The sequence below is a fragment of the Streptomyces sp. NPDC002573 genome (genome assembly GCF_042889625.1).
Lineage (GTDB): Bacteria > Actinomycetota > Actinomycetes > Streptomycetales > Streptomycetaceae > Streptomyces > Streptomyces gibsoniae.
In genome coordinates, this window is the sequence record NZ_JBIARC010000087.1 from 1 (window position 1) to 22,874 (window position 22,874).

The window sequence follows — 22,874 nt, forward strand, 5'->3', positions numbered from 1 at the left end:
CAGGCCAAGCAGATCAACGCGGTGATGCTGACCTGCGGCACCTACGACGCGGCGGGTGACTTCGCCTACCGGGTCGGCCTGCCCGGCAAGAGCGGCGTCGGCGGCGGGATCATCGCGGTGGTCCCCGGCCGCTGCACGCTGTGCGTCTGGAGCCCCGGCCTGGACGAGCGCGGCAACTCGGTGGCGGGCGTCGCGGCGCTGGACCGGTTCACGACCCTCACCGGACTGTCCGTGTTCTGAACGAGCCGCCGGGTGCTTGGTGGTGCCGGTTACACGGCGGTCACACGCAGGTCGCCACCCTGAGGGCAGAACGTCGCCTTCCGTCCATTCGGTGTTGACACGCTTCCCCAGTGTTGGCCATGGCTTTCCCCGTCGATCTCCGCCGCTGCCAGGCACTTGGCCTGGCCGGTACCGCCTTTCTAGCGTTGGGCGGTGAGACCGCCGGGGCCCTGCCGGTCGCGGATCTGGTCTCCCCCGAGTCCGGGCGCGCCGCCCTCGGACTGGTGGGGGTCTACTTCGGTGTGGTGCTGCTGATCGCGGCGTGGGCGCTGCTGGGCCGGGTGATCCGCGGCCCCGAGCCGCCGACGCCGCGCTCCCTGCTGCTCGTTCTCGCCGTCTGGGCCGCACCGCTGCTGCTCGCCCCGCCGCTGTTCAGCCGGGACGTCTACAGCTACCTCGCGCAGGGCGCCATGGTCCACGCCCATATAGACGTGTACGCGCACGGCCCCGCACAGCTCGGCGGGCCGCTGGCGGACGAGGTGGCACCGGTGTGGCGCGACACCGCGGCCCCGTACGGGCCGGTCTTCCTCGCCGTCGCCTCCGGGCTCTCCGGCCTGACCCGCGGCGAGCTGCCGGCCGGGCTGCTCGGTATGCGGCTGGTCGCGCTCGTCGGCGTGGCCCTGATGGCGGTGGCGCTGCCCCGGCTGGCCCGGCAGTGCGGCGCCGACCCGGCGGCGGCGCTCTGGCTCGGCGCCCTCAACCCGCTGGTGCTGTTGCATCTGGTGGCCGGTGCCCACAACGACGCCATCATGCTGGGTCTGCTCGGCATCGGCCTGCTCGCCGCGCGCGGCCGGCTGCATGTCTTCGGCGTCGTCCTGATCACGCTCGCCGCACTGGTCAAGGCCCCGGCCGCGCTCGGTCTGGTGGCTGTCGTCGCGCTGCGGCGGCAGGTCGGTGTGGTCCGGGCGGTGCTGACGACGACGGTGGTCGCGCTGGCCACGACGGTGGTGGTCACAGCGGTCGCCGGTACGGGCTACGGTTGGGTGGCGGCCCTGAAGACCCCCATCTCCCCGCACAACTGGTCACCCACCAGCGTTCTCGGGCGGGTCACCGGGCGGCTGCTCGACCACCTCGGCAGTGACTTCGCGCCCCTCGCGATTCCGGTGTGGCACGCGGCCGGATTGTTGGCGACAATGATCGCCGTGCTGCTCATCTGGCTGCGGCTGCGGCCCGCCCCGGTCTACGCGCTCGGCCTCAGCCTTGCCGTCGTGGCCGTCCTCGGCCCCGCGATCCGCCCCTGGTACGCCCTGTGGGGACTGTTCCTCATCGCCGCCGCCGCGCCCAGCAGCTCCCTGCGCCACCGGGTGGCCGCCGCCACCGCGGTCCTCGCGCTCGCGGTGCTGCCGAGCGGTTCGGCCCCGGACCTCGCCCAGGTGCTGCTGGCCGTCTCCGGCGGCGTCCTCGCGATCGTGGTGCTCTGGCAGGCGCACCAGGCGGCTCAGGCGCCGGTGCTGGGACGGACCGCGTGAGAGCGCCGCACACCGAGAAGGGCCGACTGGCCCTCGTACTGACACTCGCCGCCGCCGTCGCCGTCTTCACCGCCACGGTCCCGCTCCTGCGGGACTGGTTCGACCTGCGCGTGTACTACGGGACCGTGCACACCTGGATCCACCACGGCGGGCACATCTACGACTACCGGGTGCCGGGGACGACGTACGGCTTCACCTATCCGCCGTTCGCCGCCCTGAGCATGCTGCCCATGGCGTACGTCGGCCTCGGCACCGCCATCGTCCTCGCGCTGCTGCTGAACCTGGCGGCCGCCGCCCTGGTGCTGTGGATCCTGCTGGGCCGGGAGCTGCGCCGCTACGGCTGGTTCGGCTGGGCGCTCGCCGCCTGCGCGCTCGCGCTGCTCGAACCCGTCCGGGACACCTTCAGCTTCGGGCAGGTCAATCTGCTGCTGCTGGCACTCGTGCTCACCGACGCCTGGCTGCTGTCCAGCGGGCGCGAGCGCTGGGCCGGGGCGGGGATCGGACTCGCGGCGGCCGTGAAGCTGACGCCCGCCCTCTTCATCGGCCTGCTGCTGCTCGCCCGGCGCTGGCGGGCCGCCGCCGTGGCGACGGCGGTCACCGTCGGCGCGACCCTGCTCGCGGCCTGGGCGGCACCGGGCGCCTCCCGCTTCTACTGGACGCACGCCGTCTGGGACACCACCCGCGTCGGCCGCCTGGACTATGTCTCCAACCAGTCGCTGCAGGGCATCCTGGCCCGGCTCGCGGCGCCCGACGCCCCGAGCCACGCGGCCTGGGCGACGGCCGTGGTGGTGGTTCTCGCGGTGTGGGGGTGGCGCACCCACCGTGCGCTGCGGGTCGGCGACTGGCGGGCCGCCTTCGCCCTGACCGGGCTGGCCGCCTGTCTGGTCAGCCCGATCACCTGGGTGCACCACCTCGTCTGGCTGCTGCCGTCCTTCGCCGTGCTGCTGCGCGCCCGTCGACTGCGCATCGCGGCCGTGCTGTACGTGCTGCTGTGCAGCAGCGTGGTGTGGCTGTGGTTCGACGACGCGTCCGGCATCGACGGCTTCCTCGGCAGCAACACCTACGCCTGGATCAGCCTCGGGCTGCTGCTCGGGCTGCCGGTCGGTCAGGCGCCCGCCGAACGTCTTCTCCTCAGCCACAACGTCAGCCCGGCCGCCGCGCCCGCGCTCGCGCCCACCGCACCCGCGAGCACTTCCGGGGCGGGCCAGCCGGCCGTGTCGCGGTCCGCGACCGCCGTCCTCGACAGCGCGGCCGGGCCGGCCCGTGACACGGTCGGCCGTTCGGATGACAGCGAGCCGACCGGAGTCACCCGTCCGACGGCGGCGAAGCCCCAGTCGAGCAGCGAGCGCGCCTCCTCGTAGACCGCGAACCCACCGCCGACCTGGGGGTTCATCACGGTCACCAGAAGGGTGTGGCCGCCGCGTCGGGCGGCGGCCACGAGCGTGTTGCCGGCATGGCTCGTGTAGCCGTTCTTGATGCCGATCAGGCCCGGGTAGCGCTGGACGCCGTTGCGGCCGGTCAGCAACCGGTTGGTGTTGGCGATCTCGTACGTCTGGCCCTCGTCGCCGGGGAAGCTCGACTCGGCGGTGGCGCAGTAGCGTGCGAAGTCCGGGTTCTGGAGTCCGGTCCGCCCGAACACCGCGAGGTCGTAGGCCGAGGACACCTGGCCGTCGGCGTCGTACCCGTCGGGGGAGACCACATGGGTGTCCAGTGCGCCCAGGGCACGGGCCTTGGCCTGCATCTGACGGACCGTGGTCTGCACTCCGCCGTTGAGCGCGGCCAGCACATGGACGGCATCGTTGCCGGAGTTCAGGAACACCCCCCGCCACAGGTCGCTGACCTGGTAGGTGTCGCCCTCCTTCACCCCGACGAGGCTGCTGCCGGGACCGACGTCCGACAGTTCCGGCGCGGTGACGGTGTGCCGGGCCTCGGCGGGCAGCCCCGGCAGCACGGTGAGGGCGAACAGTGTCTTGAGGGTGCTGGCGGGCGGCAGCGGGCGGTGCGCGTCGTGCGCGGCCAGCACCTGCCCGGTGCCGGCGTCGGCGACCAGCCATGACAGCGCCGACGTCTCGGGGAGTTCGGGCACCCCCGCGCGCTGTCGTACCTGCGTTCCCGACGCGTACAGGAGGGAGGTTCCGGGAGCCGTGGGCCGTGGGACGTCGGAGTCGGGGCCCGCGACGGCGACGGCGGGATGGGGCGAGAGGGCCGCCGTCCAGGCCATGCCGAGAGCGCAGCAGGAGACGACGACGCGGGACGAGAATCCTATGGTCATACCGTCACCTTGGGGCGGCTCCGGCAGCCGCGCCTGGGCAGCTTGCGCCGAGTGGCGGCATCGGACACCCGGAAGCCGGACACCGGGGCCCTGCCCTGCGGGACCGTCAGGTCGTCGGCAGGGTGGGCTGGATCTGACGCAGGAACGCCGCGTTGTCGGGCGTGGCCCGCATCCGCTCCAGCAGGGTCTGAAGGTTCGTCTGCCCGTCCCGCGACCTCAGGACGCGCCGCAGTCCGTGCACGGTCGTCAACTCGACTGCGGACAGCAGGAGTTCCTCGCGGCGGGTACCGGATCCGGCGATGTCCACGGCCGGGTGGATCCGGTGGGCGGCCAGCTCCCGGTCCAGCCGCAGCTCCATGTTGCCGGTGCTCTTCAGCTCCTCGAAGAAGAAGTCGTCGGCACGGGAGCCGGTCTCGACCAGGGTGGTGGCGAGGATCGTGAGCGAGCCGCCCTCCTCGGCCAGCCGGGCGGCTCCGAAGAGCCGCTTCGGGCCCTGCAGGGCGGCGGCGTCGACGCCACCGCTCAGGGTGCGGCCACCGGAGGCGGCCGCGTTGTTGTGCGCCCGGCACAGCCGGGTCAGCGAGTCGAGCAGAATGACGACGTCCTCCCCCTGCTCGACGAGCCGCTTGGCCCGCTCGACGACCAGTTCCGCGAGCGCGATGTGCTCCTTCGGAGTCCGGTCGAACGTGGAGGCGTACACCTCGCCGCGCACCGAGCGCCGCATGTCGGTCACCTCCTCGGGCCGCTCGTCGAGCAGCACCACCATCAGGCGGCACTCGGGATGGTTGGCGGCGACGGCCGCGGCGATCTGCTGGAGCAGCACCGTCTTGCCGGTCCTCGGCGGGGCGACGATCAGGCCGCGCTGCCCCTTGCCGACGGGCGCGAGGAGGTCGACGACGCGCCCGGACAGGCCCGCCGCGGGGTGTTCGAGCCGCAGCCGCTCGCGCGGGTGCAGCGGGGTGAGGTCGCGGAAGTGCGGGCGTCCGCGCAGTTCCTCGGGCGTACGGCCGTTGATCTGCGTCACCTCGGTGACGGCCCGCCCGGCGCGGAGGCCGACGAGGGTGTCGCCCTTGCGCAGGCCGTGGCGGCGGATCAGGGCCGGGGAGACCTGGGGATCGGCGGGCGAGGCCTGGCAGCCGACGGCACGCAGGTGCCCCTTCCCGCCGTGGTCGATGTCGAGGACTCCCGTGACGGACTGCGGCGTCTGCTGCTGTGCCACGGGAGGGGGCTGGAGTGTGGTGGTCATATGAGGTCCTTTCACGGACGGAGAACAGGAGGGGAGAAGGGATGGGCCGGAGGCGGCATGCTCACGCCTCGTCGCGGCAGGGAAGCTCACCTCGGGTACAGCCGAAGAACGCTGGTCGCGAGGTGATGCGGGAAAGCCGGTGCGCCGGTCGATGACGACGGCGATCAGAACGGCCAACTGTGGGGAACGGCACCAGCGCCCAGAACGGGGCGTACACAGGTGCTGACCGCACTGTAGCACTCGACGGGTGGATGTGCACACGCTGCCCGGGTGTCGCACACCGCCGACGCGTCACCGTGCACCCCCGTCAGCGCGCGGGTGGCGCCGTCTGTTCCCGGGGCCTGTTCCCGGGGGTCCCGTCCCGGGCAGAATCGATCGTCGTACGGCGTCAGCCCGCCCCCCGCGACAAGGAGTCACCGGTGGACAGCTCCTCCGCCGCACCACATCGCCTGGATCCCGCCGGCGGCTGCCCGCACGCCGACAACGCGCGGCTGCTCGCCCTGGGGGCCGTCGCGCCGGTCCTGTTGCCCGGGGACATCGAGGGCATGGCCGTACTGGGGCACGAGGCGCTCAGGGAGCTCCTCGCGCATCCCGACGTCGCCAAGCACGCCCGGCACTTCACCGCCCTGCGCGAGGGAAGGATCGTCCAGGGCTGGCCGCTCATGACCTTCGCGGCCGTGCAGGGGATGACCACCGCCGACGGAGAGGACCACCGGCGGCTGCGCTCGCTCGTCAGCCGGGCGTTCACGGCCCGGCGTGTCGCACAACTGCGACCGAGAGTCAAGAAGTTGACGAACAGTCTGCTCGACGACCTGGCCCGTGCGGCCGAATCCGACGGTGGAGCGGCCGATCTGCGGCGGCACTTCGCACTGCCCCTGCCGATGGGGGTGATCAGCGAGCTGCTCGGCGTGGCGGACCACTACCGGGACCGGCTGCACCGGCTGTCCGGCCAGGTCGTCGCCACCGACATCGGTCCCGAGCAGGCCATCGCCGCCAACAGCGGACTGGTCGCCGTCCTCGGCGAGATCGCCGCCGCCAAGGCCGCACAGCCCGGGGACGACCTCATCAGCGCGCTCATCGCCGCCCGCGACGAGGACGGTGACCGGCTCAGCCAGCAGGAGCTGATCGGCACTCTGGTGCTGATGATCATCGCCGGCCACGAGACCACGATGAACCTGATCACCAACGCCGTACGGGCCCTGTGCGGTCACCGCGACCAGCTGGACCTGGTGCGCAAGGGGCAGGCGGGCTGGGACGACGTCGTCGAGGAGACGCTACGCTGGGACGCGCCCGTCAGCTACTTCCCGTTCCGGTACCCGGTGCGGGATCTGACCGTGGACGGGACCGTCATCCCGCAGGGGACACCGGTGCTCGCCGGATACTCCGCCGCCGGACGGGACCCGGCGGTATACGGCGCGGATGCGGACCGGTTCGATGTCACGCGGCCGGGGCGCAGCGACACGCCGCGGCATCTCTCCCTCGGACACGGCGCCCACTACTGTCTGGGCGCGCCCCTGGCCCGCCTGGAAGCCGGGATCGCGCTGGAGCGGTTGTTCACCCGCTTCCCGGACCTGGAACTCGCGGCGTCCGAGGACGAGTTGATCCGCCAGCCCAGTTTCGTCGGCAACAGCGTACGGACGCTGCCCGTGCGTCCGCGGCCCTGAGCCGTGGTCCGGTCCTACGGGGGCCGGGACGGTGCGCCCCGGCCCCCTGGCGAACTCAGCAGTACAGGTCGGAGCCGGGGCTGACACCGAGGATCGCGGTGAACCGCTGGTAGGCGTCGACACGGCTCTGCACCTGAGCGGGGTTCCTGCCGTCGCACTCCAGCGAGCCGTTGATGCTGCGGATGGTCTGCCCGAAGCCGGCCTGGTTCACCATGGCGTTGTGCGGGGTCATGGTGCCGGGGCCGGACTGCGTGTTCCAGTACCACAAGCCCGTGCGCCAGGCGATGGCGGAGTCGTTCTGCACCAGCCACGGGTTGTCGAGCAGATCGATGCCGAGCGCGTCGCCCGCGGCCTTGTAGTTGAAGTTCCAGCTGAGCTGGATGGGACCGCGCCCGTAGTACGCGGCCTGACCGGCCGGGCAGCCGTAGGACTGGCTCCAGTCGCAGTAGGTGGGGTAGTTGGCGGTGTTCTGCTCCACCACGTAGACCAGACCGCCCGTCTCATGGCTGACGTTGGCCAGGAAGGCCGCGGCCTCCTGCTTCTTCACCGTGTCGCTGCCGGTGTTCGCGAATCCGGGGTAGGAACTCAGGGCCTGTACCAGGCCGCTGTAGGTGTAGAACGAGTTCCGGTTCGGGAACATCTGGTTGAACTGGGCCTCACTGACCACGAATCCGGACGGATTCGTGGTTCCGCCACCGCTCGCGGGGGCGTTCCACTTCTGGTTCGCCCCACCCGAGCAGCTCCAGATCTGCAGCCGGGTGCCGTTGGCCGAGTTGTTGTCGCGGACGTCCAGGCACTTGTTCGCGGCCGGGTTGACGATGTCGTGGGCGGCGGTGACCACCCACTGCTGGTTGGCTCCGCCCGAGCAGTCCCACAGCTGGACCGCCGCCCCGTCGGCCGTGCTCCGGTCGACGACGTCCAGGCACTTGCCGAGCGCCCGCAGCGTGCCGTCGCCGGGGTTGGACCAGAGCTGGGCATTGGTCCCGTTGCAGTCGTAGAGCTGTACGGCGGTGCCGTTGGCGCTGTTGGCTCCCGCCACGTCGACGCACTTCCCGGCCAGTCCGGTGATCCGGCCGTCGGCGGCGTGTGCGGGCGTGGCGGAGAACAGGGCGGCCGTCAGGACCGCGACGACGGCCCCGACCGTGAACCGGCCGAGGACCGTGCGTATGAGCGTGAATCGTCTGAGGGGGAGCTGGGCCATGGTCATCGTTGTCGACACCTCGTGGGGATTGGCCAGACGGGGGCGCGAACTCCGTGCGAGTGCACAGGATGTGACGGCCCGAAAGCTAAAGGTCTGTACCAAGTGCGTCAAGAGGTGAAGCGGAACAACGTTGCCACCGGGGCTGGGCACTCAGAAGACGAAGTGAGTGCCACTCCTCCCCACCCGCCGCGACTAGGCCCTGTCGTCAAACTCCCGCCTGCCCCGCGACGCCGTGCACGCTCCCCCACGCTCGACTTCGCTCGAGCGGGAGGGGCCCCACGGCGCCGCAGAGCCCGCCCTCCGGGCGGACGACGGCAGTTTGACGACAGGACCTAGACGACAGGACCTAGCGGTCGAGTTCGAAGACGCCGAAGCCGAAGCCCCGGGCGGAGATGGTGCCGCCCGCCAGTTCCACGCCCGACGTCTCCAGCGCGCGGCCGACCGCGGGATGTGCGAAGTGCGCCTCGGTCCGCCGGGGATTGACGACCACCAGACAGCGGCCGCCCCGTAGATACACGAAGGGGTATCCCGTGTGCAGGACCTCGACGGACGCGCGGGAGCCGAGTTCCGGGACGGTCCCGCGCAGGGTGATCAGCCGGCGCACCAGATGCAGCAGGGACGTCTCGTCGGCGCGCTGCGCGGCGACCGTCGGTCGGTCGGGGGAGGGGTCCACGGGTAGATAGAGGCGGTCCCCGGGCGCCGCGGAGAAGCCGGCGTTCGGGCCCTCGTCCCACTGCATCGGGGTGCGGGAACCCGCCCGGTTGTAGCGGGGGCCGAGAACGCTGCCCTCCTTGTCGGGCAGGCCCGGGACGTAGCGCATGCCGATCTCGTCGCCGTAGTAGATCGCCGGCAGCGTCGGCCACGTGAGCTGGAAGGCGAAGGCCGCCGGGAGCTGATCGGCCGTGCGCGGGCCGCAGTTGAGACGGGAGAAGTCGTGGTTCGAGGTCGGCAGGGAGATGAGGCCGGAGCTGCCGAGCGCCGTCGCCGCCTTCTCGTACGCCTCCACGAAGGGGCGCGGCGAGCCCTTGCCGTCGGCGTCGAAGAAGCAGTCCAGCGGGTCCCAGGCCGCGTCCACCGTGCCCTCGCCGTTGCTCCACAGGGAGCGCAGGGGCAGACCGTCGGCGGGACCGCCGAAGTGCAGGAAGAAGTCCGTGTGGAAGCCCGCCGGGACCGACACCTCCGGGTCGCCCCACTCCGACAGCAGCACCGCCTCCGGATGGGCGCCGTCCAGCCAGTGCCGCAGCTCGGTCCAGACCCCGGTCGTCTCCGTCCTGTCGGGGTCGTCCTTGACCAGCGAGGCGGCCATGTCGACCCGGAAGCCGGCGATGCCGAACCGGAGCCAGTGGTCCATGATCTCGCGGAGCGCGGCACGGTTGGTGCGCGGGCCCTCCGCGTCGACCGGCTGCCGCCATGGCTCGGCCGGGTCGTCGCGGGCGTAGCCGAAGTTCAGCGCGGGCTGGAAGCCGAAGAAGTTCGGCAGATAGGAGCCGGGGCGGGCGCCGGGGGAGTGGACGAATCCCTCGGGGCGGCCCTCGGGGGCCCAGATGTAGCGGTGGTCGCCCGGATCCTCCGCCGAGGCCAGGAACCAGGGATGCCGGTCGGAGGTGTGTCCGGCCACGAGGTCGAGCAGGACGCGGATGCCGCGTCGGCCCGCCTCCTCGACCAGCCGGGCCAGGTCGTCGGCCGAGCCGTAACGGGGCGCCACCGTCAGGTAGTCGGCGACGTCGTAGCCCGCGTCGCGGAACGGGGAGACGAAACAGGGGTTGATCCAGACGGTGTTGACGCCCAGCCAGGCGAGGTGGTCGAGGCGCTCGGTGATCCCGTCGAAGTCACCGATGCCGTCGCCGTCGGAGTCGGCGAACGACTGCGGGTAGATCTGGTAGAAGACGGCGTCGGCCAGCCAGGCAGGGGCGGGACGGAACGAAGTCATGGACGGGACCCTACGGGAGCGGGAGTGAACGTGCCGGGGCCCGGCGCTCGTTGACCGAAGATGATCCGATACGAGCGATCGGTGGGCCGGGCCCCGTCGGCGCCGTCTCCCGCCCCGCGAACCACGTGACCGGCCCCGGTCGCTAAGGTGAACGCGGCCTTCGACCAGAGGTCTTTCACACGGGGGATGATCCGCATGAGTGCGATTCTGTTCAATGTGACGACCGCGGCACTGATGGTGCTGATGTTCAGGGCCGGTGTGCTCCTCATCGGCGAAGGAACGGTTCGCCGACGGCCGGTCCCCTGGGCGGCGGTCGCGTTCACCGCCGTCGCCGCCGCCGCGGTGGTGCTCCAGTTGAGCTGGTCCGGGGCGATGGACGCGCTGGACAGCGACCCGCGCAAGTCCGGCTGGTGGCGCGTGGTGACCTCCGTGTTCATGCAGAACGGCGGGGTCTTCGGGACCATCTGGAACATCGGCACCCTCGCGGTGATCGCCGCACTGGCACAGTGGTTCTGGCGCGCCCCGCTGACGCTGGCGCTGTTCGCCGCCGGCATCCTGCTGCCCGAGCACATCGACGCGCTGTTCGGCGAGACCGCGCGCAGCACCGACCCGCGTAACTTCGCGGGCAGTTCCGGTGCGACGTACTTCCTGGCCGCGACACTCGCGGCGGGCCTGCTGCTCAGCACCGGTGACACCAAGGAGCGACTGCTGGCCCTGAGCGTGCCCGCGGCCGGTCTCGCCATGTGGCTGGCCCAGGACAACGGGCACGGACTGGTGACCGTCTACGGGTTCCTCCTCGGCGCCGCCGTGCTGCCCCTCGCCCGCCGGCTGCCCCACCCGCCCGTACCGGCCGCGACGGCACCAGCCGGCCCGCTTCCCCGGGCGAGCGGGCACACCGCCGGACGGCCGCCCGCGGACGCCTGACCGGACGGCGGGGAACCAGGTCCGCGCGGTCTCCGGGCGTCCTAAGCTGGTGTGATGTTCTCCCCGCACGGTCCCAGCCTGCGTGAGCTCGCCGTTCAGGCGCTGTCCTCGGTCGAGCGCGGCTACGACCTGCTCGCGCCCAAGTTCGATCACACTCCCTTCCGGACGCCGGACGTGGTGCTGGGCGCCGTCGAGCGCGCGCTGAAGACGATGGGGCCCTTCGACCGCGGACTGGATCTGTGCTGCGGTACGGGGGCGGGGTCGGATGTGCTGCGCACGGTGTGCCGTGAGAGCGTCACCGGGGTCGACTTCAGTGCGGGCATGCTGGCCGTCGCGCGGCGGGAGGTGCCGTCCGGCGGGTGGCCGAGGGTCGACTGGGTGCGGGGCGACGCCCGCGCCCTGCCCTTCGGTCCCGCCTTCGACCTCGTCGTGAGCTTCGGCGCCTTCGGTCACTTTCTGCCGGGCGAGCTGCCCGGACTGTTCACGCAGGTCCACTCGGTGCTGCGGCCGGGCGGACGGTTCGTGTTCCCGATCGGGGCCCCGCCGCGCCCGGCCTCACCCTGGTACTGGGCGCTGCTCGGCTTCGACACCGCGATGCGCGTCCGCAACGCCCTGTGGCGCCCGCCGTTCGTGATGTACTACCGGGCGTTCCGCCTCGGCGACGTCCGGCGCGAGCTGAGCCGCGCCGGGTTCACGGTGGAGCAGCAGGCGCTGCCGGACTTCGGCCGCCGGCCGGACGGCAGCCCGCGCTGCCGGCTGGTCGTGGCCACGCGGGCGGGCGGCGGGGCCCCGGCGGAGGTCAGCCGGCCGCCGGCAGGGTGAACTCGTAGACCAGTGCCTCGCGTTGGGCCTCCACCACGAGATCGGTGATCTCCAGTGGCCGGTCCCACTGGTCGTGCACACGCCGGGTGACCCGCACGGTCGGCGGCAGCGGGGTGATCGCGTCACGGTGGTGCAGGGTCAGCCCGGCCGTGCGCATCCAGTCGTAGGCACGCCCCAGTTCGGCCGAGGCCCTGCCGTCCGCCCGGTCGCGGTAGCGGGCCAGTTCCGGCACCTCGGCGACGGCGACGGCGGAGAACGAGGTGACGGCCGTTCGCGTCCCGCTGCCGTCCGCCGCGGCGGACGCATAGCGGTGGACGAGGGTGGGCCGCCGGGGCGCGAGGCCCAGCTCCCGGGCGTGCTCGGGGGAGGGGACCTCCCAGGTGACGGTCGCCCGGCCGGGCTCCGTGCCCTGCGCGCCCACGGGAAAGGCCAGCGAGGGCACGTGCTCGGCCGTCGCGCCGGGCAGTACCGCGTGGCTGCCGCGCCGGTCGGTGGCGACCAGCCCGGCGCGGCGCAGGATCTGCAGGGCCTGGCGCACGGTCTCCCGGCTGACCTGGAAGCGCGCGGCCAACTGCCGCTCCCCGGGCAGCCGTTCCCCCGGCGGGATGTCGCCGTCACGTAACTCGCCCAGCAGTTCGGTGGCGATCCTCCAGTAGAGCGGTTCCTCGGGCAGGTGAGGAAGAGGGTGGTCGGACGGGGTGGTGCGGGCCATGTCCGCGCCTCCTGGTGACAAGACGTAGCCGTGTGGAGTCAGTGCGCGACCACATCTAGCATTGGTCTAAACCACCAGGAAAGGGCCGATCGGCACTTCGGCCGAATCCGGCCCGTGTCCGGCGTCACCGGGAACCCGAAGTTCCCGAAGCGTTCCTGACATCTTCTCAGAACCGGGCGGGCAGCCAGCGCAGTTGGACCGCCTGCTGGTGGGGTCCGCCGCCCTCGTGGTCGTTGAAGTCGTAGACCTCGATCGTCTTGTCCTCGTGCGCCCACGCGTTGAACGCGGCGAAGACCGTGGAGGGCGGGCACGTCTGGTCCTCCAGCGCCGCCGAGAACAGCGCGGGCCCCCGGCCGCGCGCGGCGAAGTGGACGCCGTCGAAGTACGACAGGGTCCGCAACACCCGCTCGGTGCGGCCGCGGTGCGTCTTGAGGTAGGTGCCGATCTCCCGGTACGGCTGGCGGTCCGTGAGGGTCGTCGCGCGCGGGAAGTCGCACAGGAACGGCACGTCCGGCGCGATCGCCACCAGGTCCGGTACGAGACCGCCGACCGCGATCGTGATGCCGCCGCCCTGGCTGGCGCCGACGGCCGCGGTGCGGGAGGCGTCGGTCAGCGGGTGGGCCCGGGCCGCCTCGACGGCGCGCACACCGTCCGTGAACAGCCGCCGGTAGTAGTACGTCTCGGGATCCTCGATGCCCCGCGTCATGAACCCGGGAACGGCCGGCGCGCTGCCCACCGGGTCGGGGGTGTCGCCGCCGCCCCAGGTGCTGCCCTGCCCGCGCGTGTCCATCACGAAGTGCGCGAAGCCCGCCGACGCCCACAGCAGATGCATGTGCGGCAGCGCACGCCCGCCGCCGTAGCCGATGAACTCCACGACTGTGGGCAGGGGTTGGTCCGCGGCAGCCGGCACGGTCAGCCAGCCCTTGACCGGGTGGCCGCCGAAGCCGGCGAACGTCACGTCGTACACCTGGACCGTCCGCAGTCCGGTCTCGACGGGCTCGAAGCGGGGGTCCAGGTCGTGTTCGCGGGTCTCCTGCAGCGTCTTCGTCCAGAAGGCGTCGAAGTCCGAAGGCTCCACCGAGGCGCTCCGGTAGCCGCGGAGCTGGTCGAGCGGCAGGTCGAACAGGGCCATGGAGGACCGCCTTTGACGTCACGGATGCGGGCGATCACACCGTACGGTGGCGTCCGGGGCGCCGCCAGACGGCCCGTTCGCCGACGCTCGGTCCCGGCCGTTCACGCCGTGCGCCGTCGCCAGTCCGGCCCCGTGCGGGCCCATTCGTCCTCCCACTCCGCCATGCGGTGGCGCTCGGCGATCCGGCCGATCACCGCGCGGCCCAGGAAGACCGTCCCGGCCACGCCGGCCGCGGCCCACACCCCCGCTGTCAGGCCGTGCTGCCACACCGCGGCGTCACTGGGCGGCGGGGAGATCCCGTGATCCTTCGCGTCCAGCCAGACCTGCACCCGGTCGCCGCGCAGCGAGCCCGCCGGGACCTTCGCGACCGTCGTCCGGGTGCCCTTGCCGGGCTCGGTCCAGCGCACCGGCACCCGGTACAGGGGCTGCTTGGCGCCCTGCGCCGAGGGCGCCGCGGCCGGGGCGTCCTGGAGGACCACCGCGGGCACCTGATGGCGTTCCGCGCGCTGGGTGGTCTGCGTCGTGTGTGCGTCGCCGTACGCCCACCAGCCCACGGCCGTGCCGACGAGCGGCGCCCCGACGCACAGCAGCACGGCGAGCAGGAGTGACGTCCACGCCTCGACGACATCCGACCGCCGGCGCAGCGGATTGCGCCGCCAGCGCCAGCCGCGCATCCGGGTTCGCATCTCGACCTCCTTGCCGCCACATCCCGCTCGTGGAGGGGCCGAGCACCCTGGGGAACCCGCACACCGCCCCCGGCCACGATCAAGGAGCCCCTCGGCGCAGCACCGCACGGCGGCGCCCGCGGTGCACCGGCCCACCCCCGAGGGGCAGGCCGTACGGCACCCCCGCCGCCCGCGACCCACGGCGACGGCGGCCCCGATGCGCCCCGCATCCAGGACCCGCTCCTGCCGGACCGGCCGCACCGCCGACCCCAGGTCCGGGGCGGCCGTGGACGGACCGGCGCGCACGCGACGCGGACGAGCTCCGAACGCGCCGCGGACGCGACACTGGATGCTCCGACATGAAACGGCCTTTTATGCCGATTCTCCTCCCCGGCGAGGTTCCCGGCCATGTGGCCCCGAAACCTGCTGCGCGGCCAATGGCGCGGCGGCCGGGCGCCCGTTCCGCCCGGAGCTCCGAGCGCTCGACGGTTCAGCCGAAGCGTTCGATACGGATGCGGTCCACCGGCTGCCCGGCCTCGACCAGCAGCCGCGAGGTATGCTCCGCGAACGCGTTGGAACCGCACACATAGGCTTCCCACCCACCGGGAGGCGCCTCGGCCATGAGCGGCGCCACATGGGCAGCGGACATACGTCCCACCGGCGTCCCCTGGGGCGCGCTGCGGGTGAAGACGGGCGTGGTCTCGGCGCCGTACTCGTCCGCGTAGATCAGATCCTCCGGTCCCCGGGCCGAGACCAGCAGCCGCAGCGGCACGTCCAGACCGCGTGCCCGGTGGTGGCGCACCATCGACATCAGCGGGACGACCCCCGAGCCGGCGCCGATGAGCAGCGCGGGCCGGTCGCCCGGCCAGGCGAAGAAGCCGCTCAGCGGGCCCCGCAGCTCGATCCGGTCCCCGGGCTCGGCCACGGTGTGGAACCAGCCGGACACCTCGCCGCCCTCGACCCGGTCCAGGGTCAGCTCGATGTGCCCGGTGTCGTCGGGGCCCGACGCGATCGAGTAGTGCCGCTGCGCCACGTAACCGTCCCCGGCCCTCAGCCGCAACAGCAGGTGCTGCCCCGGCAGATGCCCCGCCCAGCCGGGAACCGCGAACCGGAAGGTCGCGGCGCGCGGTGTCTCCCGGCGGATCTCGGTCAGCGTCGCCGTGTGCCAGTTCGCGGCGGTGCTGCCGCTCACGGCGATCCGCCCGGGGACGGCGAACGGTGTGGGCGGCAGAAAGCGGCCGATGGTCACGCCCGGCTCAGTCACGTCAGTCACCGGAGTACCGCTGCTCCTCCCACGGGTTGCCCCGCGCGTGATAGCCGTTCTGTTCCCAGAACCCCGGCTCGTCGTGGTCGAGGATCCTCAGGCCCGCGATCCACTTGGCGCTCTTCCAGAAGTACAGGTGCGGCACCAGCAGCCGTGCCGGGCCGCCGTGCTCGTCCGGCAGCGGCCTGCCGTCGTACTCGAAGGCGATCCAGGCGCGCCCTCCGGTGAGGTCGGCCAGCGGAAGGTCGGCGGTGTACCCGGTGTGGGAGTAGGCGACGGCGTGCGTGGCCGTCGCTCCCGGCCGTACGGCATCCAGGAACGCGTCCAGCGACACGCCCCCGAAGCGCATCCCGAACTTCGACCAGCCGGTCACGCAGTGGATGTCACCGCTGTACTCCGACGCGGGCAGCGCCTGCGCCTCCGCCCAGGTCCAGGTGCGCGGTTCGGCCACCTCGCCGTCGATCCGGAAGGACCAGTCCGCGGCCGTCAGCGCGGGGGTGACCTCGGCGGACAGGACGGGCCAGTCGTCGCCCGCGTCGTACTGGCCGGGCGGCAGGCCGGGGTCGGTGACGCGTGGGCGCCCGGTGAAGCCTCGGGTGACGTGCATGGTGGGGTGGTGCCTCTCCAGGCGGCCGGACGGGACCGCCGGCCGGGCGCGATCTATGCGGACGCCCTCCACCGTACGCGCCCGCGCACGGTGCTCCCGCCCCGGCCGATCCCGGTCATTGCCGACGTGTGAACTCTGCGACGGCCCGGGAATAGCCGCCACCTGGTCGTCCTTGGCCAGTAGTGGCCGGTGCCGGTGGCTCCTGGACCGGCGGTCCGACGACAGCGAAGGAGAGTGAGGCGGTACATGCCCAAGGCGTACGCGTACACGCGGAACGGCGGCCCGGAGACCGAGGCGTTCGTGGAGGTGGAGCGGCCGAGCCCCGGCCCCGGACAAGTACTCGTCGCGGTGCGTGCGGCGGGCGTGAACCCCGTCGACTGGAAGCTCCGTGGGGGCCTTAGGCGGCCCGGCGACACCGGAGAGCCGAGTTTTCCCGTCGTCTTCGGCGGCGAGGTGGCCGGGATCGTGGAGGAGATCGGCGAGGGCGTGACCGGTTTCACCGCCGGGGACGCGGTCTTCGGCAACACCGCGTCGGGTGGATACGCCGAGTACGCCCTGCTGTCCGCCGCGGTGACGGCGCATCTGCCGGCGGGGCTGTCCTTCAGGGACGCCGCGGTTCTGCCGATCGCCGCGGCCACCGCGTACGACGGGCTTCGCCAGCTCGACCTGCCCGCCGGTGCGACGCTGCTGGTCACCGGCGCCGGCGGGGGAGTCGGGGTCGCCGCCGTACAGATCGCCCGCGCCTTCGGGCTGCGCGTGATCGGCACGGCGAGCGAGAGCAAGAAGGACTTCGTCGAGCAGCTCGGCGCCGTGTATGCCGCGCCGGGTCCGGAACTGGCCGCGCGGGTGCGGGCCGTCGCCCCGGACGGGGTGGACGGTGTCTACGACCTCGTCGGCGCTGACGTGCTGGAGGAAGCCGCCACGCTGCTGGCCGACCGGTCGAAGCTGGTCTCCGCCGCGGCGCGCCTGGACGTCGGTCGGCTGGGCGGGGCACCGGTGAGCCGGGCCCGCACCGCCGCCGTGCTCGACGAGGTCGCGCGCCTTGTGGTGAGCGGCGACCTGGCCCCCCACGTCACCCGGACCTTCCCGCTGGAGCGCGCGGGCGAGGCGCTGCGCGCCGTCGAGGAGGGCCACGCCCGGGGCAAGGTCGTGATCGAGGTCGGCGCATGAGTGACATCCGGCACGTTCTCGACAACCCCGCGCTTGCCTCGCTGACCGGCCCGCACGCCCACTTCGCCGAGCGCCGGGGCCGCATCCTGCGCTACCCGACGGACGTCTCCCCCTGGGTCGGGCTGCCCGACGACCCGGGCGCCGACGACTGGGCCGACCTCGCGGCGCTCGCGGGTCCGGGCGCCGAGGCTCCGCTGCCCGGTTTCAGCGGTGAGCTGCCGGAGGGCTGGGACATCACCTTCGACGTGGACGGCGTGCAGCTCGTCGACGACGGGATCCCCGCCGCTCCCGAACCGGAGGCCGTACGACTCACCGCGGCCGATGTGCCGGAGATGCTGGACCTGGTCGAGCGCACCCGGCCGGGCCCCTTCCTGCCGCGCACCATCGAACTCGGCACCTATCTGGGCATCCGCCGGGGCGGCGCACTGGTCGCGATGGCCGGAGAGCGGCTGCACCCGCCGGGCTGGACCGAGATCAGCGCGGTGTGCACCGATCCGGCCGTCCGGGGCCAGGGACTGGCGACCCGGCTGATCCTCGCGGTGGCGCACGGCATCCGCGAGCGCGGCGAGACGCCGTTCCTGCACACCGGCGCGGGGAACACCAACGCCGTCCGGCTCTACGAGTCCCTGGGGTTCCGGCTCCGCCGCCGGACGAGGTTCCTCTCGGCGCGGGTGCCGGAGACCGCGGTGGACGAGCGGGCGGTGGGGGTCTGACGCCGGGGATGCGATGGCGGGAATCTGACGCCAGGGATCTGACGGTGGGGGTCTGACTCCAGAGATCTGACGATGGGGATCTGACGACGCGAGGAAGCCGTTGACCGGTACCGCTGGGCCCCGGGGGCCGGTCAACGTCCGCCGGGCTCGACGTTGTTGTAGCGCAGCAGATACGCGGCGAAGCGTCGCAGGTCCTCTTCCGGCCAGCCCGCGAGCCGCTCCCCGAAGGCCTCCCGGCGGCTCTCGGTGACCTGGGCCAGGATCCGCGTCCCCGCCTCCGTCAGATACAGCACCTGGACCCGGTGGTCGCCGGGATCGAGCCGTCGCTCGATCAGACCGGCCCGTTCCAGGGCGGCCACCTGGCGGCTGACCGTGGACTTGTCCAGCGCGTAGTGGTCGGCCAGGTCGGTCGCCCGGGTCGAGCCGCCGCTCCCCTCCAGGTGCCCGAGGAGCGTGTACGAGACGAGCGAGAGTTCCGGATGCATCCGGCCGGCCGAGGCGCGGGCGCGCCGGGCGAACGTCGTCAGCTCACGGTGGATCGTCTCGACGGCGGCGTCGGTGGCATCAGCGGTGTCCGTCGCTGCGGTGGCATCAGCGGTGTCCGCCGCGTCGGCCGCATCAGCGATGTCCGGGGCTGCGGTCGCATCAGCGGTATCCGTTGCGTCGGCTGTACGAGCGGTGTCCGTCACGCCGGTCTCCTCGGCCGCGGGCGTGGCGGCGTCCCGCTCGGGGCCGGCGACTGCGTGGGACGCGTCGACTGCCTGCACGGGAGCCTCCTCAGGTCGCTCTGGTTGTATAATACAACCAGAATGCGGAGGCGGCCTGCGTCGCCCGCCGCGCACCGGCGCGTGGCCGGTCATCCCTCTCCTGCTAGGGTGACCGTCCTGGCCGCGGATCGCCCCGGCCGGTGTTGGCCGAGGAGGTGAGACCCATTTCCGCTGTGTCGGCTCGGGTGCTCTCACCTCATGTCAGCGCGGATCACCGCCGTTAGGTGACCGCGAGAGCGCCCTTCGGTCAACCGAAAGGCTTCTCGGCTCCATGCCTTCCATGTCGCGTTCCCGCGTCGTCTCCGCTCTGCGCTCCGCCGGTTGTGTCTTCGCCGAGGACGAGGCGGAGTTGATCCTCACCACCGCCCGTACGCCCGACGAGGTCGCCGCCATGGTCGACCGGCGGGTGGCGGGTCTTCCCCTCGAACAGGTCCTGGGCTGGGCGGAGTTCCACGGACTGCGCATCACCGTGGAGCCCGGCGTCTTCGTGCCGCGCCGGCGCACCGAGTTCCTCGTGCAGCAGGCCCTCGCGCTCGGGCCGGACGCCCGCGTCGTCGTGGACCTGTGCTGCGGTTCCGGAGCGGTCGGCGCCGCACTCGCCGCCGCGCTCGACGGCCCGGAGCTGCATGCCGCCGACATCGAACCGGCCGCGGTCCGCTGCGCCCGCGGCAATGTCGGCGCGTACGGCGGCCGGGTGCACGAGGGCGATCTGTTCGCCGCGCTCCCGGACGAACTGCGCGGCCGTATCGACCTCCTGGCCGCGAACGTGCCCTATGTGCCCACGCACGAGGTGCCGCTGCTGCCGTCCGAGGCCCGGGACCACGAGCCCCTGGCCGCCCTCGACGGAGGCTCGGACGGCCTGGACGTGCTGCGCCGGGTCGCCGCGGAGGCGGGCCGGTGGCTGGCGCCCGGCGGCTCCGTGCTCGTGGAGACGAGCGAGCACCAGGTTCCCGGGGCCGTGGAGGCGTTCACCGGCGGGGGGCTGCGGACCCGGCTCGCGGTCTCGGACGAGTGGTGCGCCAATGTCCTGATCGGGACCAGAGCGGCCTGATGAGCGAGAGGACGCCCTGATCGGCGGCGCAAGAACGTCCTGATCGGTTTGAGAGCGACCTGATCAATGCGGGCAGCCGCCTGACCGGCCGGCCTCGGACGGTGACGGGACCGAACCGAGCCGCCCGCCCCGCACGCGATCACTGATCGCGTGCGGGGTGTCCCGGTCCCCGGCGGCCCATTGTGCAACTAGTTGCATAAAGACCCCGTCCTCGTCTACAACAGAACCAGGACACGCCGGACGGAGGGCCCGATGAGCCGCTACCCGCATCTGCTGACCCCGCTCGACCTGGGCTTCACGACCCTGCCCAATCGTGTGCTCATGGGCTCCATGCACGTGGGCCTGGAGGAGGCCGAGCGCGGCTTCGAGCGCATGGCCGCCTTCTACGCCGCCCGGGCACGCGGCGGGGTCGGGCTCATCGTCACCGGTGGCATCGCGCCCAACGACGCCGGACGCCCGTACGAGGGCGGAGCCAAGCTCACCACCGACGCGGAGGCCGAGCAGCACTCCCTCATCACCGAGGCCGTGCACGAGGCGGGTGGGCGCATCGCCCTGCAGATCCTCCACTTCGGCCGGTACGCCTACCATCGCGACCTCGTCGCGCCGAGCGCGCTCCAGGCCCCGATCAGCCCGTTCGTTCCGCACGAGCTCAGCGACGCCGAGGTCGACCAGACGATCGACGACTATGTGCGCGCCGCCCGCCTCGCCCGCCAGGCCGGTTACGACGGCGTGGAGATCATGGGCTCCGAGGGCTACCTCATCAACGAGTTCATCGCGGCGCAGACCAACCGCCGCGAGGACCGCTGGGGCGGCTCGTACGAGAACCGCATGCGCTTCCCCGTGGAGATCGTGCGCCGTGTCCGCGAGGCCGTCGGCGAGGACTTCATCATCATCTACCGGCTGTCCATGCTCGACCTGGTCCCGGGCGGCTCCTCCTTCGACGAGGTCGTCACGCTCGCCAAGGCGGTCGAGACGGCCGGAGCGACGATCATCAACACCGGCATCGGATGGCACGAGGCCCGCATCCCGACCATCGCCACCTCCGTGCCGCGCGGCGCGTACGCATGGGTGACGAAGAAGGTCATGGGCGCCGTCTCGGTCCCCCTCGTGACCACCAACCGCATCAACACCCCCGAACTGGCCGAGCAGTTGCTCGCCGAGGGATACGCCGACATGGTGTCCCTGGCCCGCCCGATGCTCGCCGACCCCGACTTCGTGGCCAAGGCCGCCGACGGGCGCCCCGAGGCCATCAACACCTGCATCGGCTGCAACCAGGCCTGCCTCGACCACACGTTCAGCGGCCAGATCACCTCCTGTCTGGTCAACCCGCGCGCCTGCCACGAGACCGAGCTGGTGCTGTCCTCGACCCGGCTGCGCAAGAAGGTCGCCGTGGTCGGCGCCGGTCCGGCCGGCCTCGCCTGCGCCGTCTCGGCCGCCGAACGCGGCCACCAGGTCACGCTCTACGACGCGGCGAGCGAGGTCGGCGGACAGCTCAACGTGGCCCGCAAGGTCCCGGGCAAGCAGGAGTTCGACGAGACGCTCCGCTACTTCCGCACTCAGCTCGACCGGCACGGCGTGGACGTCCGGCTGAACACCCGGGTGGCCGCGGCGGATCTCGCAGGGTTCGACGAGATCGTCGTCGCGACCGGCGTCACCCCGCGCACCCCCGAGATCCCCGGCATCGACCATCCCCGCGTCCTCGGCTACCTCGACGTCCTGCGGGACGGCGCGCCCGTCGGTGACCGCGTCGCCGTCCTCGGCGCGGGCGGCATCGGCTTCGACGTCGCCGAGTACCTCACCGACACCGGTGACAAGGCGAGCGAGGACCCCGCGACCTACTTCCGCCACTGGGGCGTCGACATGGACTACGACGCTCCCGGCGGCCTCGGGGCGCCCGAGCGGCCCGCCCAGCGGCGCACCGTTCACCTGCTGCAGCGCAAGACGTCCAAGGTCGGCGCGGGACTCGGCAAGACCACGGGCTGGATCCACCGCGCCGAGCTGAAGCACCGGGGCGTCACCATGGTGCCGGGCGTGCGCTACGACCGGATCGACGACGCCGGCCTCCACGTCACCGTGGACGGTGAGAGCCGCATCCTGGAGGTGGACACGATCGTGCTGTGCACGGGCCAGGAGCCCAGCCGTGGTCTGTACGAGGAGCTGACGGCCGCGGGCCGGACGCCGCACCTCATCGGCGGCGCCGACGTGGCGGCGGAACTGGACGCCAAGCGAGCGATCAAGCAGGGCACGGAGGTGGCCGCGGCGCTCTAGCCCTCATGAGCGCTGCGCGCCGCGTCCCTAGGATGGCCCCATGTCACTCCCGCACGCGATCCTGACCGCCCTGCTGGAGAAGCCGTCCTCAGGCCTCGAACTGACTCGTCGGTTCGACAGGTCGATCGGCTACTTCTGGTCGGCGACCCACCAGCAGATCTATCGCGAGCTGGGACGGCTGGAGCACGACGGTCTGATCCGTGCCCTGCCGACCGAGCAGCCGGCCCGCGGGCAGAAGAAGTCCTACGAGGTCCTGCCCGCCGGCCGCGCCGAACTCGCCCGCTGGGCGGCCACGTCCCAGGACCCCAAGCCGATGCGCGATGTGCTGCTGCTGAGGCTGCGCGCCGCGGCGGTGGTGGGCACCGAGGGCATCGAGGGCGACCTGCGCCATCACCTCACCCTGCACCAGCGGCAGTTGGCCGAGTACCAGGAGATCGAGAAACGCGACTTCGGGCCGGGCAGGGACTCGGAGCGGGACCGCATCCAGCACCTCGTGCTGCGGGCCGGCATCGATCTGGAGACCTTCTGGACCCAGTGGCTGACCCAGGCCCTGGAAGAGTTCGAGTCGCTGCCCGGACCCGACCCCGATCTCGCTTAGCTTGATCTTTAAGGCTGCTGCTCGGCTCCGCCGCGTCGCGGCATGTCCACTTTGCGCTGTTTCTTGCCGACTGGGTGGCGGGGTGCCGGGGTGGAGGTGCGGCCTTTGGGGCGGCCTGGG

At 72.4% G+C, this 22,874-nt stretch carries 20 protein-coding genes and 1 pseudogene; 11 read left to right on the top strand and 10 right to left on the bottom strand.

The genetic code is table 11. The annotated features are described in order from the left end of the window. The 3 genes from ACFYX0_RS40915 to ACFYX0_RS40925 form a co-directional block, all read left to right on the top strand. Positions 1 to 240, top strand: a 240-nt coding sequence (locus tag ACFYX0_RS40915; protein WP_388974748.1) for a glutaminase, incomplete at its 5' end; no start/stop codon positions are given. Positions 241 to 359: 119 nt separating this feature from the next. Next, complete coding sequence (mptB, locus tag ACFYX0_RS40920; protein ID WP_388979185.1) at positions 360 to 1,748, top strand: polyprenol phosphomannose-dependent alpha 1,6 mannosyltransferase MptB; 1,389 nt, start codon at positions 360 to 362, stop codon at positions 1,746 to 1,748. After that, positions 1,745 to 3,109, top strand: a complete 1,365-nt coding sequence (locus tag ACFYX0_RS40925; protein WP_388979188.1) for a glycosyltransferase 87 family protein — start codon at positions 1,745 to 1,747, stop codon at positions 3,107 to 3,109. Before mptB ends, ACFYX0_RS40925 begins: the two co-directional genes overlap by 4 nt. A gap of 35 nt (positions 3,110 to 3,144) precedes the next feature. Here the strand turns inward: ACFYX0_RS40925 and ACFYX0_RS40930 are convergent. Together ACFYX0_RS40930 and rho are read right to left on the bottom strand one after the other, a co-directional pair. Further along, positions 3,145 to 4,020: pseudogene (locus ACFYX0_RS40930) on the bottom strand (D-alanyl-D-alanine carboxypeptidase family protein); the annotation flags it as partial. Between the two features lie 106 nt (positions 4,021 to 4,126). Continuing rightward, positions 4,127 to 5,266 (bottom strand): transcription termination factor Rho, encoded by a 1,140-nt coding sequence (gene rho, locus ACFYX0_RS40935; RefSeq protein WP_388979191.1) that lies wholly within the window; start codon positions 5,264 to 5,266, stop codon positions 4,127 to 4,129. Between the two features lie 419 nt (positions 5,267 to 5,685). On the opposite strand from rho, the gene ACFYX0_RS40940 reads away from it, so the two are divergent. Further along, positions 5,686 to 6,930 (top strand): cytochrome P450, encoded by a 1,245-nt coding sequence (locus tag ACFYX0_RS40940; RefSeq protein ID WP_388979194.1) that lies wholly within the window; start codon positions 5,686 to 5,688, stop codon positions 6,928 to 6,930. A gap of 55 nt (positions 6,931 to 6,985) precedes the next feature. On the opposite strand, the gene ACFYX0_RS40945 is transcribed toward ACFYX0_RS40940, so the two are convergent. Then, positions 6,986 to 8,131 (bottom strand): glycoside hydrolase family 19 protein, encoded by a 1,146-nt coding sequence (locus tag ACFYX0_RS40945; RefSeq protein ID WP_355914470.1) that lies wholly within the window; start codon positions 8,129 to 8,131, stop codon positions 6,986 to 6,988. A gap of 346 nt (positions 8,132 to 8,477) precedes the next feature. Then, positions 8,478 to 10,061, bottom strand: coding sequence for an alpha-amylase family glycosyl hydrolase (locus tag ACFYX0_RS40950; RefSeq protein WP_388979197.1), 1,584 nt, complete (start codon positions 10,059 to 10,061; stop codon positions 8,478 to 8,480). Between the two features lie 195 nt (positions 10,062 to 10,256). Between ACFYX0_RS40950 and ACFYX0_RS40955 the strand changes: the two genes are divergently transcribed. Together ACFYX0_RS40955 and ACFYX0_RS40960 are read left to right on the top strand one after the other, a co-directional pair. Further along, positions 10,257 to 10,985, top strand: coding sequence for a hypothetical protein (locus ACFYX0_RS40955; protein ID WP_388979200.1), 729 nt, complete (start codon positions 10,257 to 10,259; stop codon positions 10,983 to 10,985). A 54-nt stretch (positions 10,986 to 11,039) separates the two neighbouring features. Further along, entirely contained in the window at positions 11,040 to 11,807 is a 768-nt protein-coding gene (locus tag ACFYX0_RS40960) for a class I SAM-dependent methyltransferase (RefSeq protein WP_388979203.1), read from the top strand. On the opposite strand, the gene ACFYX0_RS40965 is transcribed toward ACFYX0_RS40960, so the two are convergent. From ACFYX0_RS40965 to ACFYX0_RS40985, 5 genes are all read right to left on the bottom strand, one after another. Next, positions 11,785 to 12,519, bottom strand: coding sequence for a GntR family transcriptional regulator (locus ACFYX0_RS40965; RefSeq protein WP_388979206.1), 735 nt, complete (start codon positions 12,517 to 12,519; stop codon positions 11,785 to 11,787). The two genes, ACFYX0_RS40960 and ACFYX0_RS40965, sit on opposite strands and share 23 nt — an antisense overlap. 166 nt (positions 12,520 to 12,685) lie before the next feature. Beyond that, a complete protein-coding gene (locus ACFYX0_RS40970) occupies positions 12,686 to 13,651 on the bottom strand; it encodes an acetylxylan esterase (protein WP_388979209.1) in 966 nt (321 codons plus the stop codon). Between the two features lie 101 nt (positions 13,652 to 13,752). Continuing rightward, the gene (locus ACFYX0_RS40975; RefSeq protein WP_388979211.1) at positions 13,753 to 14,337 is read right to left on the bottom strand and encodes a hypothetical protein; all 585 of its coding nucleotides are present in this window, start codon (positions 14,335 to 14,337) and stop codon (positions 13,753 to 13,755) included. A 469-nt stretch (positions 14,338 to 14,806) separates the two neighbouring features. Next, positions 14,807 to 15,580: a ferredoxin reductase gene (locus tag ACFYX0_RS40980; RefSeq protein ID WP_388979227.1), complete on the bottom strand. Its 774-nt coding sequence runs from the start codon at positions 15,578 to 15,580 to the stop codon at positions 14,807 to 14,809. Between the two features lies 1 nt (position 15,581). Continuing rightward, complete coding sequence (locus ACFYX0_RS40985) at positions 15,582 to 16,187, bottom strand: sulfite oxidase-like oxidoreductase (protein ID WP_388979213.1); 606 nt, start codon at positions 16,185 to 16,187, stop codon at positions 15,582 to 15,584. A gap of 246 nt (positions 16,188 to 16,433) precedes the next feature. On the opposite strand from ACFYX0_RS40985, the gene ACFYX0_RS40990 reads away from it, so the two are divergent. Both ACFYX0_RS40990 and ACFYX0_RS40995 read left to right on the top strand, forming a co-directional pair. Then, positions 16,434 to 17,357, top strand: coding sequence for an NADP-dependent oxidoreductase (locus tag ACFYX0_RS40990; RefSeq protein WP_388979215.1), 924 nt, complete (start codon positions 16,434 to 16,436; stop codon positions 17,355 to 17,357). Then, the gene (locus tag ACFYX0_RS40995; RefSeq protein WP_355914405.1) at positions 17,354 to 18,070 is read left to right on the top strand and encodes a GNAT family N-acetyltransferase; all 717 of its coding nucleotides are present in this window, start codon (positions 17,354 to 17,356) and stop codon (positions 18,068 to 18,070) included. The genes ACFYX0_RS40990 and ACFYX0_RS40995 overlap by 4 nt, the downstream gene beginning before the upstream one ends. A gap of 131 nt (positions 18,071 to 18,201) precedes the next feature. Here the strand turns inward: ACFYX0_RS40995 and ACFYX0_RS41000 are convergent, their stop codons facing one another. Continuing rightward, positions 18,202 to 18,609, bottom strand: a complete 408-nt coding sequence (locus ACFYX0_RS41000) for a MarR family winged helix-turn-helix transcriptional regulator (RefSeq protein ID WP_388979230.1) — start codon at positions 18,607 to 18,609, stop codon at positions 18,202 to 18,204. A gap of 499 nt (positions 18,610 to 19,108) precedes the next feature. Between ACFYX0_RS41000 and ACFYX0_RS41005 the strand changes: the two genes are divergently transcribed. The 3 genes from ACFYX0_RS41005 (at position 19,109) to ACFYX0_RS41015 (ending at position 22,754) form a co-directional block, all read left to right on the top strand. Then, a complete protein-coding gene (locus ACFYX0_RS41005) occupies positions 19,109 to 19,888 on the top strand; it encodes a putative protein N(5)-glutamine methyltransferase (RefSeq protein WP_388979218.1) in 780 nt (259 codons plus the stop codon). A 252-nt stretch (positions 19,889 to 20,140) separates the two neighbouring features. Then, positions 20,141 to 22,156, top strand: coding sequence for an FAD-dependent oxidoreductase (locus tag ACFYX0_RS41010; RefSeq protein WP_388979221.1), 2,016 nt, complete (start codon positions 20,141 to 20,143; stop codon positions 22,154 to 22,156). 40 nt (positions 22,157 to 22,196) lie between these two features. Then, positions 22,197 to 22,754, top strand: a complete 558-nt coding sequence (locus ACFYX0_RS41015) for a PadR family transcriptional regulator (protein ID WP_388979224.1) — start codon at positions 22,197 to 22,199, stop codon at positions 22,752 to 22,754. Positions 22,755 to 22,874 lie beyond the last annotated feature (120 nt).

Bases quoted from the DNA above. Each gene is read 5' to 3' on its own strand.
- mptB (WP_388979185.1), top strand. From the start codon at position 360: ATGGCTTTCCCCGTCGATCTCCGCCGCTGCCAGGCACTTGGCCTGGCC.
- rho (WP_388979191.1), bottom strand. From the start codon at position 5,266: ATGACCACCACACTCCAGCCCCCTCCCGTGGCACAGCAGCAGACGCCG.
- ACFYX0_RS40945 (WP_355914470.1), bottom strand. From the start codon at position 8,131: ATGGCCCAGCTCCCCCTCAGACGATTCACGCTCATACGCACGGTCCTC.
- ACFYX0_RS40950 (WP_388979197.1), bottom strand. From the start codon at position 10,061: ATGACTTCGTTCCGTCCCGCCCCTGCCTGGCTGGCCGACGCCGTCTTC.
- ACFYX0_RS40955 (WP_388979200.1), top strand. From the start codon at position 10,257: ATGAGTGCGATTCTGTTCAATGTGACGACCGCGGCACTGATGGTGCTG.
- ACFYX0_RS40960 (WP_388979203.1), top strand. From the start codon at position 11,040: ATGTTCTCCCCGCACGGTCCCAGCCTGCGTGAGCTCGCCGTTCAGGCG.
- ACFYX0_RS40965 (WP_388979206.1), bottom strand. From the start codon at position 12,519: ATGGCCCGCACCACCCCGTCCGACCACCCTCTTCCTCACCTGCCCGAG.
- ACFYX0_RS40970 (WP_388979209.1), bottom strand. From the start codon at position 13,651: ATGGCCCTGTTCGACCTGCCGCTCGACCAGCTCCGCGGCTACCGGAGC.
- ACFYX0_RS40975 (WP_388979211.1), bottom strand. From the start codon at position 14,337: ATGCGAACCCGGATGCGCGGCTGGCGCTGGCGGCGCAATCCGCTGCGC.
- ACFYX0_RS40985 (WP_388979213.1), bottom strand. From the start codon at position 16,187: ATGCACGTCACCCGAGGCTTCACCGGGCGCCCACGCGTCACCGACCCC.
- ACFYX0_RS40990 (WP_388979215.1), top strand. From the start codon at position 16,434: ATGCCCAAGGCGTACGCGTACACGCGGAACGGCGGCCCGGAGACCGAG.
- ACFYX0_RS40995 (WP_355914405.1), top strand. From the start codon at position 17,354: ATGAGTGACATCCGGCACGTTCTCGACAACCCCGCGCTTGCCTCGCTG.
- ACFYX0_RS41005 (WP_388979218.1), top strand. From the start codon at position 19,109: ATGCCTTCCATGTCGCGTTCCCGCGTCGTCTCCGCTCTGCGCTCCGCC.
- ACFYX0_RS41010 (WP_388979221.1), top strand. From the start codon at position 20,141: ATGAGCCGCTACCCGCATCTGCTGACCCCGCTCGACCTGGGCTTCACG.
- ACFYX0_RS41015 (WP_388979224.1), top strand. From the start codon at position 22,197: ATGTCACTCCCGCACGCGATCCTGACCGCCCTGCTGGAGAAGCCGTCC.